The 16,463-nt window shown below is 43.5% G+C and carries 11 protein-coding genes; 1 reads left to right on the top strand and 10 read right to left on the bottom strand.

From position 1 onward, the window contains the following. Positions 1–5: 5 nt before the first annotated feature. The 9 genes from ntrC to F9Y84_RS13350 form a co-directional block, all read right to left on the bottom strand. Positions 6–1,403 carry a nitrogen regulation protein NR(I) gene (gene ntrC, locus F9Y84_RS13310; RefSeq protein ID WP_125251351.1) on the bottom strand — a complete coding sequence of 466 codons (1,398 nt, stop codon included), beginning with the start codon at positions 1,401–1,403 and terminating at the stop codon, positions 6–8. Further along, positions 1,400–2,482 carry a nitrogen regulation protein NR(II) gene (gene glnL, locus F9Y84_RS13315; RefSeq protein WP_147390887.1) on the bottom strand — a complete coding sequence of 361 codons (1,083 nt, stop codon included), beginning with the start codon at positions 2,480–2,482 and terminating at the stop codon, positions 1,400–1,402. Before glnL ends, ntrC begins: the two co-directional genes overlap by 4 nt. Positions 2,483–2,773: 291 nt before the next feature. After that, a complete protein-coding gene (locus tag F9Y84_RS13320; protein WP_225740788.1) occupies positions 2,774–3,271 on the bottom strand; it encodes a DUF4124 domain-containing protein in 498 nt (165 codons plus the stop codon). 446 nt (positions 3,272–3,717) lie between these two features. Next, a complete protein-coding gene (gene glnA / locus F9Y84_RS13325) occupies positions 3,718–5,124 on the bottom strand; it encodes a glutamate--ammonia ligase (protein ID WP_128731747.1) in 1,407 nt (468 codons plus the stop codon). Positions 5,125–6,055: 931 nt separating this feature from the next. After that, a complete protein-coding gene (locus F9Y84_RS13330; protein ID WP_147390087.1) occupies positions 6,056–6,778 on the bottom strand; it encodes an ABC transporter ATP-binding protein in 723 nt (240 codons plus the stop codon). A 26-nt stretch (positions 6,779–6,804) separates the two neighbouring features. After that, a complete protein-coding gene (locus F9Y84_RS13335; protein WP_225740789.1) occupies positions 6,805–8,055 on the bottom strand; it encodes an efflux RND transporter periplasmic adaptor subunit in 1,251 nt (416 codons plus the stop codon). Between the two features lie 150 nt (positions 8,056–8,205). Next, positions 8,206–9,501, bottom strand: a complete 1,296-nt coding sequence (locus F9Y84_RS13340; protein WP_147390088.1) for a sensor histidine kinase — start codon at positions 9,499–9,501, stop codon at positions 8,206–8,208. Beyond that, complete coding sequence (locus tag F9Y84_RS13345; RefSeq protein ID WP_147390089.1) at positions 9,488–10,855, bottom strand: sigma-54-dependent transcriptional regulator; 1,368 nt, start codon at positions 10,853–10,855, stop codon at positions 9,488–9,490. The genes F9Y84_RS13340 and F9Y84_RS13345 overlap by 14 nt, the downstream gene beginning before the upstream one ends. 30 nt (positions 10,856–10,885) lie before the next feature. After that, the gene (locus F9Y84_RS13350) at positions 10,886–13,330 is read right to left on the bottom strand and encodes an ABC transporter permease (RefSeq protein ID WP_147390090.1); all 2,445 of its coding nucleotides are present in this window, start codon (positions 13,328–13,330) and stop codon (positions 10,886–10,888) included. 369 nt (positions 13,331–13,699) lie between these two features. Here F9Y84_RS13350 and typA point away from each other — a divergent pair, with 369 nt between their 5' ends. Further along, positions 13,700–15,520: a translational GTPase TypA gene (gene typA, locus F9Y84_RS13355; RefSeq protein ID WP_125251358.1), complete on the top strand. Its 1,821-nt coding sequence runs from the start codon at positions 13,700–13,702 to the stop codon at positions 15,518–15,520. Between the two features lie 74 nt (positions 15,521–15,594). Here typA and F9Y84_RS13360 read toward each other — a convergent pair whose 3' ends face one another. Next, positions 15,595–16,443: a CZB domain-containing protein gene (locus F9Y84_RS13360; protein WP_147390091.1), complete on the bottom strand. Its 849-nt coding sequence runs from the start codon at positions 16,441–16,443 to the stop codon at positions 15,595–15,597. Between the last annotated feature and the right edge of the window lie 20 nt (positions 16,444–16,463).

Raw genomic sequence — 16,463 nt, forward strand, 5'->3', positions numbered from 1 at the left:
TAAACTTAATCTTGAATATTGCGTTCTTTTAGCTTTCGCGTCAACGTGTTGCGTCCCCAACCTATCTTTAATGCAGCATCTTGCTTGTGACCATGGCATGCATGCAGTGCTGATTTTATTAAACGCGTCTCCAATTGTGCCTGTATATCTGGCCAAATATGATCTTTGCCTTTACGCAGTTCCGTATCAAGCCAAGATTGAAAAGCGTCAAGCCAATGGGCTTGCTCAGCGGCTTCGAGTTGCTGTGGTTGCGCTAGCTCCTCTGGTAAGTCAGCAGCAGTAACAAGCTCACCTGGGGCCATTACTGTTAGCCAACGACAGGTATTTTCAAGCTGGCGAACATTACCAGGCCAATGATACGCCTGCATTTTTTGTAAGGCTTGTGTGGAGATAATTTTAGGATCAGCTTTTAGCTCTTTGGCACTTTTTGCTAAAAAATGGTCGCAGAGGGCTGCAATGTCCTCAGGTCTTTCCCTAAGTGCCGGTAGCTTGAGACGTACAACGTTAAGGCGGTGAAACAAATCTTCACGGAATTTGCCCTGTTTTACCAGTGCTTCTAGGTTTTGGTGTGTGGCAGCTACAATTCGAACATCGACTTTAACACTGTTGTGGCCCCCAACGCGATAAAACTCGCCATCAGCAAGGACTCGCAATAATCGAGTTTGCACATCCAATGGCATATCACCAATTTCGTCAAGGAACAAAGTACCGCCATCTGCTTGTTCAAAACGTCCTCTACGCATGCTATCGGCCCCAGTGAAAGCCCCTTTTTCATGACCGAAAAGCTCAGACTCAACAAGATCTTTTGGTATAGCAGCCATATTGAGCGCAATAAATGCAGCATCTTTGCGCGGACTATGATTATGTAGTGCGCCTGCTACTAACTCTTTACCTGATCCGGACTCACCGTTGATGAGTACACTCATACTCGATGCTGAGAGTTTCCCAATGGCGCGAAACACCTCTTGCATGGCCGGTGCTTCGCCTATGATATCCGGGCTAGTCGCTTTGCTATTTGTGCGTTTGTGTTTTTTAGTCTGTTGACTGGCACGAAATGCTCGTTGCACCAGTGACACTGCTTCGTTTAAGTCAAAAGGTTTGGCAAGATACTCGAAAGCGCCTTTTTTGAACGCATTGACAGCGGAGTCTAAATCAGAATGCGCTGTCATAATGATGACAGGCAAAGTTGGGTGTAGACTCGCTATCTTGTCTAATAAGGCCATACCATCAATGCCTGGCATACGTACATCTGAAATCAGCACTGCGGGTTGCTCATATTCAAGCGCAGTTAACACGTCCTGAGCACTGGCGAAGCTTTCGGTTTCAAACTCTGCTCGCTTTAATGCTTTTTCTAAAACAAATCTAATTGAAGCGTCATCATCGACTAACCACACTGATTTCATTGCACGGTTCCTGTTTCGGTGTTGTCAAAGGGAAGGTAGATACTAAATTCAGTGTGTCCCGGCCAACTATCGCATTCGATAAACCCTTGGTGTTGCTCCACCAGCGTTTGTGCAATAGACAGCCCAAGCCCTGAGCCACCTTCTTTGTTCGTTATCATCGGGAAAAATAACGTTTCTTTTACCTCTTCTGCGATACCCGGACCATTATCGCTGATCCGCACAAGTAGCGCTTTTTTAAGCAGCCGCTCGCCATGATGCAGACGATGCTTAATACGCGTTGTGATGGTAATAGTGCCATCATGTTGTAGTGCTTGTTGAGCATTACGAAGCATATTGAGTAGCACCTGCTGGATTTTCGCCTGATCTATCACTATGGCTGGGATACTGGGATCATAATCCTTCACTAATTTGATCTCTGCATCGCGCTCCAAGGTAGTGAGCTTAATTACCGACTCTAGTGCTTGGTGTATATTACACGGCGCTTTTTGTGGTAATTGGTTTGGCCCAAGTAACTTGTCTACAAGTTCTCTGAGCCTGTCAGCTTGCTCAATGATAAGTGCTGCGCATTCTTCCCGTTCTTGCTGATCAGTTTCATACTGCAATAATTGCGCCGCACCTCTAATGCCACCAAGAGGGTTTTTTATCTCATGTGCTAAACCACGGATCAAATTTCTTGCTGCTTGAAACTGGTGCATCTGATTCGATGCTTGATCATAGCGCAGGGCGTCATCAACACGGCGGCACTCTAGTAATATATATGCTTGATCTGACAACAATATCCGCCTTGCATGAAGGCTTAATGTTGCGACCCGGTTATCGACAAACACCACGTCAACCCTGTGCTGCTGGCAATCAACACCATCTTGGAGTACATATTTGGAGAGCCTTGCTAGGTCAATATGATGATGGTTAAAGATATTATCAATGGCCAATCCAGTGAGGCGCTTCGTACTCAATCCTAACAGCTCACTGCTGCTGTAATTCGCAAAGCAAATAGTAAGGTTATGGTCGAGCACTAAAATTGCAGTCGAAAGAGATTGCCACACTTTGTCTAAGTCAATTGAATTGTTTTGATCCATTTGTGTTCACCGTGCACCAAGTTGGTGCAATGAGAATAGCACAGTGTGTTACACATGTACGAAAATTATTATCCTGCCCAATACATTCATCGTTCTGAGCTTGCTCTTACTTATCCATTAATAAATCATGCCAACTTGATAAGGCGCTAATCCGCAACCGTTTGATTTGTGCTCATAGGGAATATTTTGTGACTCGTTAAATTTCAAAGGGAAGCATTATAGGTAACTTCTTGCTGCCTACCCAAAGGGGTGGTAAGCAACACACGTAGAAGGGGGGTTATTTTTGGAGGATCAGTTATTTACTGTGTTGCGATGTAAATAGAACTTATGCTCATTACTTTGGGCGACAACTTGACCTTTTTGATTGAAGACTTTTAGTACTAGCGCATGTTCACCACGATGTATATTGCGTAGCGAAAACTGAGCATTGGACTGTTTTGGTCCAGTTGCCTCACCATTTAGATAAAGCTGTACATTTAACCCCTGAGTAAACCTAGGTTCTACAGAGCCTGTGACATATACGCTACCGCTGTTGTCACGAATGGTTTGTTCATTTTCAGGGGAGGTTATCTTAGCTTGATAAGTAATGGTTGGTGTAGTGTCAGATTGTGATGCTAAAACTTTTGTATCGATGCTTGGCATGGTTAATATGTTCGAGTGTAGTTTGACCTCTTTAGAGCCAGGTTTCGGTATATCAGAATAAACCCAATGCCCGTTTTTATCTTTCCAGCGATAGATTTTAGGGTTGGACTCGGCAGTAGCATCAATGCTTATTATGGTTAGCATCATGCTAACCGAAAAAAAAATACCCCACTGACGCACCACAACTCTCCAAACTACATAACTCATCATACTTTAGTATAGAGTACTTTGAATTGCGAGTTTAGGCTTATACTAATTAGCCTGAATACTTGCTCAATTTGAAGGAGTAAACCTGACGCTAACCGCGTTAAAACTTCTTCTTTAGAACAACTAAATAGCGAAATTATTGGTTAGTTATCGACAAGGTTTTCTCGCTTCAAAATAGACCACTTAATTAAGCTAATTGGTATAATATGCTGAGTTTTTACTCATCAAATGCGCTTTCGGCCGAATTTGATAGCGGTGAATAAAAAAGCCCGCATAAGCGGGCTTGAGAACACATATGATTAAGAGTGCCAGAAACACATAATGCGTTTAGGCTCTACAAGCTCAATATCTGCACATTGAGCCAAGTAGCAGGTTTACTACAGAGCTTATACGCTGTAGTACATTTCGAACTCAACAGGGTGAGTTGTCATGTTTAATTTTTCAACTTCTTTTGACTTAAGCGTGATGTAAGCATCAATTAAGTCGTCAGTGAATACGCCACCTTGAGTTAAGAACTCGCGGTCAGCATCTAGCGCAGCAAGTGCTTCATCAAGTGAAGCCGCAACGGTAGGGATCTCAGCTGCTTCTTCTGCTGGCAAGTCATATAAATCTTTATCCATTGCATCACCAGGGTGGATCTTATTCTTGATACCATCTAGGCCAGCCATTAACATTGCAGAGAAAGCAAGGTATGGGTTTGCAGTTGGATCTGGGAAGCGTACCTCAATACGACGCGCTTTTTCTGATGGCACCACTGGAATACGGATTGATGCAGAGCGGTTACGTGCAGAGTATGCAAGCATTACTGGCGCTTCAAATCCTGGTACTAAACGCTTGTATGAGTTAGTTGATGCGTTAGCAAAGGCGTTTATTGCTTTAGCGTGCTTGATGATACCGCCGATGTAATAAAGTGCATCTTCAGATAGACCGCCGTATTTATCGCCAGCAAAAATGTTTTTACCATCTTTAGCTAATGATTGGTGGCAGTGCATCCCTGAACCGTTATCGCCAACAATAGGTTTAGGCATAAACGTTGCTGTTTTGCCGTATAGATGTGCCATGTTGTGAATAACATACTTCATTTCTTGGATTTCATCTGCTTTTAGCACCATAGTGTTAAAGCGAGTTGCAATCTCATTTTGGCCAGCGGTTGCCACTTCATGGTGGTGCGCTTCAACTACCTGACCCATTTCTTCTAACACGAGGCAAGTAGCGCTACGCCAGTCTTGCGAAGAATCAACAGGTGCAACTGGGAAGTAGCCGCCCTTAACACCTGGGCGATGACCTGTGTTGCCACCTTCGTAATCTTTGTCCGAGTTCCAACATGCTTCTTCTGCATCGATTTTATACATTGAACCAGACATGTCTGTTTTAAACTTAACATCGTCAAATAAGAAAAATTCTGGCTCTGGACCGAATAAAACCGTATCTGCGATACCCGTTGAGCGCATGTATTCTTCAGCGCGCTTTGATACTGAGCGAGGGTCGCGCTCGTAGCCTTGATGTGTATTTGGCTCAACCACGTCACAACGTACAATAAGGGTTGTTTCTTCTGCGAATGGGTCTAGCTTTGCGCTTTGTGCATCAGGCATAAGCACCATGTCAGATTCGTTGATGCCTTTCCAACCAGCAATAGATGAGCCGTCAAACATCTTGCCGTCTTCAAAGAAATCTTCATCGGCTTGATGGTGTGGGATAGATACGTGTTGTTCTTTACCTTTTGTATCAGTAAAACGTAAATCAACAAATTTTACGTCGTGCTCTTTAATAAAATCTAAAACCGATTGTGACATGTGTCCTCCGACTCGTTGGGTTATTTTGCTGCAATGTACTGCAATTGAACACAGATAAGCTTGATCTGTGCCAAAGTTTTATCAGTATGATAAGTAAAGGCTTTTTAAGTATTTCATGACATGTCAATTGTTGTGTTGCACCAAGTTGGTGCTCTGTTGCTACACGGTGGTGCGCAAGTGTAGTGCTGTTCGTTCCATGCCTTTATTACTTTTACCTATAAATGAATGTGGGTGCTGGCTTTCGCTGTGAGTAACGACCTATTCTGTAATTACCGCCGTTCTCTATCAATTTGCTTTGTAGCACGCTGCTAATTTCGAATTCAGACTAGTTTAAGAACCTCTGTTAAGCAAAATGATTGGGCTAATATTTCGATAAAAAGTGCAACATGCCAACTCACTACTGTTGGTCTCAAGGAGTAGCGAGATCAGTGTGAAATCGCTACATCCTACTGTGTCTCTGATCTATAAGGCGGTTTTAGGAGCCTTAGCGCCGCTTAGCATTTGGATATGGTGGGCAGCGCTTAATTTGCGTGTCTGCTACGCAGCCCCACATAGATGTGGGGGAAGGTGACTTTGCATGAGCACCAAGTCTTTATCATCTGACTCACATAAAATAACTATGCTACGCAAGCTCTGCCTTGCATTGATATCAAGTAAACTGATGCGACAATAATACCAATTTGACTTAATACTTGCTCAATTTGAAGGAGTCAATCTGGCGCTAACAGCGTTAAAAATTTCTTATTTAGAACAACTAAATAGCAAAATTTTTGCTTTGCTTACACGGAGGTAGGTACCTTGGCGATAGCAGGACGCGGTAGCGGGGTTATCGACAAGATTTTCTTGCCTCAACATAGACCACTTAATTAAGAAAATTGGTATTACCCAGCACGCATGCCCGTGTTGAGATACTTTTGATTTCCGAATACTTTTAAAACGCATCAACCAGTGTAGGGTGAGCTGTTTGCGCTTGTGGAGCCAGTATCTTTCCATCTAACAGATGTAGCTTGCGTGTTGCCATATCTGCATACCTGGGATCGTGCGTTACCATGCACAGTGTTGTGCCTTCCAAGTTTAGTGTTTTAAGCATATCCATTACCGCATCCCCATTTTTAGAATCGAGGTTACCTGTCGGCTCATCCACAAGCAGTAAAGCAGGGTTACCTACCAAGGCTCTGGCAATCGCTATCCGCTGCTGTTGTCCACCAGATAATTGATTAGGGCGGTGCTTTGTACGATGTGCCATATCGACTTTTGTTAGGCAGCTCATTACTGCTTGGTCAATGTCCGAGTGACTCATTGGGTTTTGACGGTAGCGTAATGGTAGCGCAATATTGTCATACACAGAGAGTTCGTCGATTAGATTAAAAGACTGAAATATAAATCCAATTTTTTCATTTCTGATATGTGCGGCAGCGGTCAAGCTAAGTTGGCTGACTTCTGTACCTTCAATAACATAACTCCCTGTGCTGGGCATATCGAGTAACCCGAGGATGGAGAGTAGAGTGGACTTACCGCAGCCAGATGGGCCACAAATTGAAACAAAATCACCTTTGTCAATCTCGAGGTTAATTCCACGTAATGCGTGTGTCTCCATTTCTTCAGTGCTAAATACTTTGGTAATATCTGACATCTTTAAAATCGTTTCTTTCATAACTTAGTCCTAATATTGAGGATGGCTTACTGCATGATCCGTACTTGTTTTGCATTTTTATAGGTGCTGGTATCGGATAATATAATTTGTTGATTGGCCGAGATGCCGCTTTCAATTTGCAAGAACTTTCCGGCATCAATACCAAAAGAAACTAACTGAGGCACCGCAATATCCTGCTCTAACACAAACAATGTTTGCTGACTATGAGATTGGGTATTACTGGGGCGTTCCACGTATAAAACGTTTTTGAGTTGATGTGTGTTGATCTGTGCATCAACATTAAGTTCAGGCCTTGCTGAATCAGGCACGCCATTGATAAAGGTGAGCTCAACTTCAATCGTTCCCTCTTGGACTTGAGGGCTGATGCGAGTCACTTTTGCTTGTACTTGTTCACGGCGAGTATTGACCATTGCTGATTGACCAACTTGGATTTGCTCTGCTTTGGATTGTGATACTCGAACTAAAGCTTGGAGATCCTTACTGCTCCCGACTTGTGCCAGCTCTTGACCTGCAACTACGCTTTGACCTAGCTCAACGGCTAAACGTTGTAAAACGCCTTCTGTGCCAGCCCGTACGGTTAGTTTTGCTTCCCGCTCTGCTAATCGAGCAAGGATCGAGTGTGCTTGATTGATAAGCTCTTGTGATATGGTTAAATCTTCAGAATGTACCAACTTTAGCTGCGCTATTCTTTGCTCTTGAAGCTTTACCCGCTCGGCAAGCTGCTGCTCCTCAAGTTCTGCTGTCTTGACCTCAATTGCTGGCACTACACCTTGATCTCTTAATGTTTGCTGGGCTTCACGGCGCATAACAAGTGATTGGTGCTGACTGGTTAGTTCAGCTAATGTAGCCATTTCCATCAGTAGCTCACGCTGATTGGCCAGCTTTTGTCGGCGAAAGTTGGCTTGTTGACGATTAAGCTCCATTTCTGCACTTTCCAGCTGTTGCGTGAGATCTGGATCTTGCATCTTTAGAATAATGGTATCGGGCTTAACAGCTCCACCAGGGCGAACAAGTATTTCATATACGGTTGCTGGGTCTTGTGTAGTGATGAGTTTTTGTTTATTTGAGCGCAGTACCCCATAACCATCAACACTGACATTTAAGTCACCTTGTTTTACTTGCCCCACAATGATCGCCTGTCTTTGCAATTTAAAATCATCTGAGGTTGAAAATAGCTCAAGACTAAGCCAAGCGAATAGGAGCACCATCGACACACCGATGATAAGCCTCACTTTTTGCAAAGGCCTTACTTGCTTTTGCTTTACTACATCCATCATAAGTTACCTTGATTGGTTCGATTAACTTACTTTGAGCAAGCCATATGCCAAATTTTAAACCATTGATCTAGTTGTTATTTTCTATTCTTGTGATGGAGTGGAGTCCGATTATGGACGCTGTGTTATAAAAACTGGACTGTAAGATAAGCATTAATTTATCAAAACAGGAAAGCTCAGCTGGCAAATAGCTCCCGTTTTATCTTGTCGGTTGGTTAGGTTGATCGTGCCCGACATTTGCTCAACAAAGTAGCGACTGATATACAAACCTATCCCTTCTCCTGCTTGTTTTGTTGAGTAAAAAGGCACAAAGAGGTTATCGCTGTTTGCCACCCCGTTTCCTTCATCAATGACTTCAAAATACGCCATATTATCTTTGGTATATATTTTCAGTGTAATGGTGGCGTGAGCAGAGCTTGCCTCTATCGCATTTTTTACAATATTTATTAAAACTTGATTGATAAGCGTTGGATCAACATGAAAATAGGCTGGCGATAACTCAACTTGCCATTGCACCTCTGGGAAAAAGCTTTGAATCGACTGACTCAGCTCTAAGCCTGATATTCGCCGAAGGTCGACTTTGATTGGTTGATTTAATTGGCTGTATTTGTGGATGAAATCCTGCAAGTGAAAACATCGTTCAAGTACGATATTAAATGCCTCATTATCTCTGGGGTCTTTGGCTCGAGTCTGTAAACGCTCAAGTATCGCTGAGACAGGAGTAAGGGAGTTGCGTATTTCATGACTAATGACACGTATTAATCGCTGCCAAGCTTGTAACTCTTGATCGCGCAGCGCTTGATGAATATCAATGCAAGCAACGAGATGGTAAGAGGAATTTTGTCGGGTAAACGTACTGTGTCTCACTTGCCATCGCTTATTCCGCTCAGGGTCGATGAAATGCCAATTAGGTTCAGGTGTTAGCCCGATTGCTTCTGGTGGACTGTATCTTAGTGTTTGCCACGGTTTTTGGAAAAGTTCTACGCATTCGTCATTACCAAAGCATAGTTGCATACGTTGGTCGAAAATAAAGATGGGAGTGTTTAACACGCTGATTAACTCTGCGACTAAAAAGGACTGTACATCTTCATCTGTTTTTTCACTTTGAAGCATTTCAGAAACACCATTTAGTTGCTGGTGCAGATGCGCAACCACCCCTGTTGAGAATGTAGGTTTAGCTCTGAGGCTAAAGTCGCGCTTTAGCCATGCCTCTGCTTGGTAGCTACATCGCTCAAATGAGTGTTTGCAGCGCATGTAGAGTTGTCTGAATAGTAGACCCTGCATAATCAAAAAGCTGGTGATAATTAGCGCGGTTGATGTAGACAAAGCCGTCGGCAAGTTTATGTCTAAGTGCCAACTGAGTGCAGCAACCCCGAAAACTTCAACGGCTACCAACAATATAAACTTAACAATAAAGTAGCCCGCTAGAGGTTCTTTAATTATGGCCATACTTTTCAAGACGACGGTAGAGCGCTTGCTTAGTAATACCCAATAACTCAGCGGCTTGCTGCTTGTTTCCAGAGGTATTTGCTAGCGCTTGTGTGATTAATTGCTGCTCAGCTTGCTCCAACGTAATAAGAGGCAAGGGGGCGGTTGCATTGCTGCTTAGCGATAAGGAAGATGATGCACTTAGTTGTAGTTGTTCAGTGCTGATCTCTCCTGTGCGGCTCAATAAAACGGCACGCTCTAATAAATGACTCAATTCCCTAGTATTACCTGGCCAATCATACTGTTTTAGTTGTGCTATCGCCATAGGTGTAAGTGAGCATTCACTTTTTCCATATCGGTTACCATGTGATTTGATAAAATGTCGAGCGAGTAACTCAATGTCTTCTGGGCGTGAGCGTAAAGGCGGGATCTCGATAGTAAAGGTGTTGATGCGGTAAAACAAATCTTGACGAAACTCTGCTTTGGCGATTTGTTGCTCCAATTTGGCATTAGTTGCACTAATTAGTCTGACATCGGCTATTTCGGTTTTACTTGAACCCACAGCTTCATATTCTCGAGATTCAAGGACGCGAAGTAGTTTACTCTGCTGATTAATGGGAAGTGTGCCAATTTCATCTAAGAATAAGGTGCCGAGGTTAGCCAGTTTAAATCGTCCGGCACGATCAGATTTAGCATCGGTAAACGCGCCTTTGGTATGACCGAATAGTTCACTTTCAAACAGCTGATCGGGAATGGTAGCCATATTTACCGAGATAAATGGTTGCATCGCTCGCGTTGAGTGCTGGTGGATCCACTGCGCTATCAGGCTTTTGCCAACACCGTTTTCTCCAGTAAGGAGAATATTTGCATCGGTTGGTGCCATGATCTCCAGCTGCTCCATCAGTTGCTGCATCGCATTGCTCTGCCAAAGCACGGTGCTTTTCTCTCCAGCCAGCGCATGTTGTAATGCCTGATTTTTATTACTCAGTTCACTGAGTTGGAGTTGGTGGCGAATGACTTGCTCGAAACGTTGGTTTTTCCATGGTTTTTCTAGGAAGTCCGCAGCACCAAGCTGCATTGCTTGTACAACTAACTCGGTATGTGACCATGCCGTCATTGCGACCACGGGGATGGTGTTGCCCAGCTGCTGTTGTTGACGTAAAAACCTAAGCCCTTCTTGTCCAGAGGTGGAATCTAGCTCAAAGTTCATATCGAGCAAAATCAGACTAGGCTGGCGTTGCTCGAGGAAAGTGAGTGCCTGAACCGGATTTTCGACTTCTTCTACAGCTAAGCCTAAATCTTCCAGTACAAATCTTGCTGCTAATCGGACTTCTCTGTTGTCTTCGACTAGTAATATTAGTGGCTTGGCACTCACAGTAAACTTCCTTGATGGTAAAAAATGTTATTATTCTCCGCGCAGTGCGTGCAGTGCTGGGCGGGCAATAATGTCTCTGGCAGAGGCTAGGGTCACACCAGTAACTAAAGTTATCACAGCCGCCAACGATACTAGCCAGTGCACAATACTACTGGCTGTATTAGGTACAAGCGTATCCTGAAGTGCTGAAATACTCAATAAAATACATGCAGATGCACAAACCGCGATAAGTAGGGGTCGCAAGTTATCCTTTAATATTAGAATCAATACGGTTATCGGTGTTGCGCCTATGGACATTCTCACCCCCAGCTCGAAACGGCGTAATGCAATGTTATATTTGCAGACACCATAGATCCCGATTGCAGCTAGGACTAAGGCAATGACAGACAATACCAATGTAAAGATGCTGGCGACACGATCTCGCTGTAAATGTGTTGCAAGTAGTGTTGTTGTCGACTGAAAATTATAGACTCGCATCTGTGGGTGAATATCGACCAAAAGCTGGTTTATTTCTGCTTTGCTGATACCTGCATTGGCCTTAGTTTCAATCATGATAAAAGGGTAGCCAGTTGGTATTGCGGGAATAAAAATTCTAGCAATATTTGGCTGATTAGGTAGATAAATATCATCGACTACGCCAATAACTTCAACACTGTTTTGACTGTTACGTGAATATAATTTGGCACCGAGCACTTGTCCTCTTTCTCTAAGCTGCCTTGCCAGATACTGATTGATAATAACGACGGACTCGTTGTTAATGGCTTCTTCCATCGTGAAGGCTCTACCATCAATGAGCTTGGTTCCGAAAGCGTTAAAGTAAGATGCCGTACCAGCCGTGCTTTGAAATTCAAATGAGTTTTTCTTGATCCCTGGCTCAAATTGCATCTGACGACTAGAAAAGCCAGGAACCCAATAAGAAATGGGAGGGTAGCCGCCGATCCCTGCATGCTCGACTTGTGGTAATGCCCGCAGGGAGTCTAATGCTGAGAGTAATAGCTGCCGGCGTTCCTCAAGCGTCATTTGTTGCAGTAATGTGCCAAGATTCAGTGCCACTTGGTAGGTATTTTGTTCTTTTATGCCCGTTTCACGCTGTAAATGCTGCCAGCTTGTTTGAAATACACCAAGGCAAACGGTAAGCAAAGAGAGGCAAATAAGCAGTTGAAAAGAGATGAGTAAGTTACGGGTGGTAGCAGAGATTTGTACACCAGTCCCTTTACCACTGCTTTGTAATTGGCGAATAATGTTCTGATAATTAAGCTGACGGCTGACAATCCAAGCGAGCATCAAACACAAGGCGGCACTCGTCATTAAAGCAAATACCACGGTATGCAGTTCAAGTTGTAGTGTTTGCAAACGCGCAAGAGGCCCCGCCATGCCAGATTTTAGTAACCAGATAATAGCGGTTGCGACTACAAGGGAAATCGCGGCCGCGCAGGTAAACAAGAGCCCTAACTCTGTTACTATGTGATGAAACAAATGGCTTGGTCTTGCACCTAAAGCAGCTTGAACAGCAAAGTTTCTTTGTTGCTCTACAGCTCGCGATAGTACTAAGTTACAGATATTACTTAGTGCAATTAACAACAATACAATGCTGCCAAGTAACATCATCAAGCTGACCTGTGAGGCATCGCCAACAATACGAGTTTTGAACGGGATCAATTCCAGTTTGACTCTACTATTTGCGAAATCTTGCATACCTCTGGTTTGCTGATGTAGCTGCTCATTAAACCAGTTTTCCAGAGACAGCTGTGCTGTTTGAGAGTCTGCTGACTTATGTAATTTTAGGATCTGGTAGGTTTGAATGTTGTTACGTTGCCACTGAGGAGCCGGTGAATCGTTGTAGTCATAGGTTAGCCAAACATCAGTATGCCAATTTGGTGTTGAAAGCACTGGTTCGTCAAATTGTGAGGCCGTTACACCAATAATTCTGAAACTGACGCCTTTAAAAACCACCGTTTTTTCTAAAACATCAGGGTTACCAGCGAAATATTGTTGCCACACAGAATATGAAATCATTGCAACCGGCTGCTGACTACCTAGACCTTCATCGCTGGAAAAGTAGCGACCGAGTGCCATCGGTGCATCAAGTAACTGCATGTACTCAGGGGTGATGGCACCGATATTAAATGTAGGACTACTTGGTAAGCTTTGCTCCACATCAATACTAATGTTTTGTAGTGCTATGCTTTCAATCTCGGGGAATTGGGGTTGTTTCTCATAAGACGTTAAGCTTCCAGCGTGCGGAATAAAGTTGCTTTGTTTTATTTCATTATTGTCATCGACTAGCGCGCCGCGTAACAACATCAACCGCTCCGCATCTGGATAAGGGAGTGGTGCTGCGAGTAATTGATAATTGAGGTTGTATGTCGACACCAAAGCACCTAGTGCGAGCCCAAGTGTCAGAATAATAGTGACTGTATAACTGATATGACGTTTGAGCCGTTGCCAAGCCATGTTTATTGAATGTGTTACCATATTTGCTCCAAGTACAGTGAGGTGTCACGATGGTTTATTATTAATATTTCACCTTGATTGGTACTTTAGCAACGTATGTGCCAAACGCTATTGTCATGATATTAATAGGCTTTATTGTATTTTTGCAAGGGCTAAGTCCAGAATCGGACGAGCAAAGTATTGTAATCGGACTCGACCTAGTCGCGTTTTACTGCCCCCTTTACCAGAGAAATTCATGCTAGATTATTGAAAAAAATGTTGGATAAACTTTCATCTGTCACATTAATAGTAGATAATACGCGACCTTTAATTCTCAATCGGGCAATCTCAACGCGCATTTTTGCGTAGATCGACTAGGATCACTGAGGGCCAACTTCACTGAGTAATAATATGAGCATCGAAAAGTTAAGAAATATCGCGATTATCGCGCACGTAGACCACGGTAAAACAACGCTTGTAGACAAGCTACTTGAGCAATCAGGTACACTACAGCAGCGCGGTGGTAATGAAGAGCGAGTGATGGACTCAAACGATCTTGAAAGAGAACGTGGTATCACCATCCTTGCAAAAAATACCGCAATCAAGTGGAACGACTACCGTATCAATATCGTAGATACTCCGGGACACGCCGACTTCGGTGGTGAAGTAGAACGTGTTCTTTCGATGGCTGACTCAGTATTACTACTAGTTGATGCACAAGAAGGTCCGATGCCACAAACGCGTTTCGTAACACAAAAGGCGTTTGCTCAGGGTCTTAAGCCTATTGTTGTAATCAACAAAATTGACAAGCCGGGCGCTCGTCCTGATTGGGTAATGGACCAAGTTTTTGACCTATTCGACAACTTAGGTGCAACTGACGAACAGCTAGACTTTAAAGTGATTTACGCATCAGCAATCAACGGCTGGGCAACACTTGATCTAGATGAGCCGTCTGACAACATGGAACCAATGTTCCAAGCTATCGTAGATGAAGTTGAAGCGCCTAACGCGGATCCTGAAGGTCCGTTCCAGATGCAAATTTCTCAGCTTGATTACAACTCATACGTAGGTGTTATCGGTGTTGGCCGCATCAAGCGTGGTTCAGTTAAGCCTAACCAACAGGTGACTATCGTCGGTGCTGATGGTAAAACACGTAACGGTAAAGTAGGTCAAGTACTTGGTTACTTAGGTCTTGACCGTCATGAGGTTGAGCAAGCAACTGCAGGTGATATCATCGCAATCACAGGTCTTGGCGAACTGAAAATTTCTGACACTATCTGTTGCCAGAACAATGTTGAAGCATTGCCTCCGTTATCTGTTGATGAACCAACAGTAACAATGACTTTCTCTGTAAACACGTCTCCATTCTCAGGCCAAGAAGGTAAATACGTCACCTCGCGTAATATCCTTGAGCGTCTAGAAGCTGAGCTTGTGCACAACGTTGCACTACGTGTTGAAGAAACCGATAACCCAGATAGCTTCCGTGTATCTGGTCGTGGTGAACTTCACTTGGGTATTCTTATTGAGAATATGCGTCGTGAAGGCTACGAGATTGCAGTATCTCGTCCAGAAGTAATCCTACGTGAAGTTGATGGTCAGCTAGAAGAGCCGTACGAAACAGTAACCATTGACTGTCAAGAAGAGCACCAAGGTTCTATCATGGAGCAGCTTGGTCTTCGTAAAGCAGAAATGACTGACATGTCTCCAGATGGCAAAGGTCGTGTGCGTATGGACTTCATGATGCCTGCACGTGGTCTAATTGGTTTCCAAACAGAATTTATGACGTTAACGTCTGGTTCTGGTTTGATGTACCACACGTTCTCGCATTACGGTCCACACAAAGGCGGTAACATTGGTCAGCGCAAGAATGGTGTACTAATCGCGAATGCACCAGGTAAAGCGCTAACAAACGCACTATTTAACCTACAAGAACGTGGTCGTCTATTTATCGGTCACGGTGTTGAGGTTTACGAAGGTATGATCATCGGTATTCATAGCCGTGACAACGACCTAACGGTAAATGCACTTAAAGGTAAGCAGTTAACTAACGTACGTGCAGCAGGTACTGACGAAGCACAAAACCTTGTGCCACCTATCGTGATGTCGCTAGAACAAGCGCTTGAGTTCATTGATGATGATGAGCTAGTAGAAGTAACGCCTGAAAGCATCCGTATTCGTAAGAAATTACTGACTGAAAGCGAGCGTAAACGCGCTAGCCGCCAAGCTAAGTAATCACTAATCTGAGCTCAGATTATAAAGTACAAAACGCCGCGAATAGCGGCGTTTTTGTGTGTAACTGTATAGTGTTAAAACAAACCGTACTCTTCGGTTTCTTCTGGCTCATAATGTTGTAAATGTTCTGGTCGGAAAATAGCACTAGGGTCAATCAACACGCTGTGGCGTTCACCCATTTTTACTAATCCTTTCATTAATTTCTTCGTTTGTGCATCGATCTCGAAGCCAATACTGGTCATTTCATGAAGTGACTTGATATCGCTTTCTTCACAGTGCACGTTATCTTCGACTTTGTCGACAAGCAAGCCAATATGGGGGCTTTGGCCATCCTGGGTCGTGAATACAATAATAGGCTTATGATCTAGCATAATTTGGTCGCGGGCAGACTCAAAGAGTCGCATGAGTTTATTGAATGTCGTTCTTTTCTCTCGCGCTAACATGTCTAATGCTTCTTGCTTGTTGCCTTTGGCACAAAGGGTGAGGAGTTTATCGGCTAACGCATGTAACTGTTCATGTGGGATCTCAAAGCGTTTTAGTAACGCTTTGAGATCATCATTGTCAGTTTTAAAACTATAAAACCATTGTCCAAAAGCGCACTGTTTTGGATCTTTCGCTTTTAAAAAAGGGGCATCATTAAAAATACTTGCTTCTAGAGCGTGTAGCCATTCTTTATGGTCTTCTTCTCGCTTTTTAAGCATGTCTACAAGTTCTTGGTTAGTATCATAAGAAGAACGTTTGTTGAGGATGATCCCTAAGTCGAATATGGGAGTGGGTATTCCCATATAATCTTTAACACCAAGAAAGCTCGGGTTGTCGTTAGGTAAGTCTGTTAAGTTTTCTTTGTAACGCTCAGTTAATAAAATATCGAGGATTTGCAGTGATATTGTTTTTTTTCCGACCCGAAAGTTAATTAAATCCATGTCAGCCTCGCCTATAGTCA

Source organism: Pseudoalteromonas peptidolytica (assembly GCF_012641745.1).
Classification (GTDB): Bacteria; Pseudomonadota; Gammaproteobacteria; order Enterobacterales; family Alteromonadaceae; genus Pseudoalteromonas; species Pseudoalteromonas peptidolytica.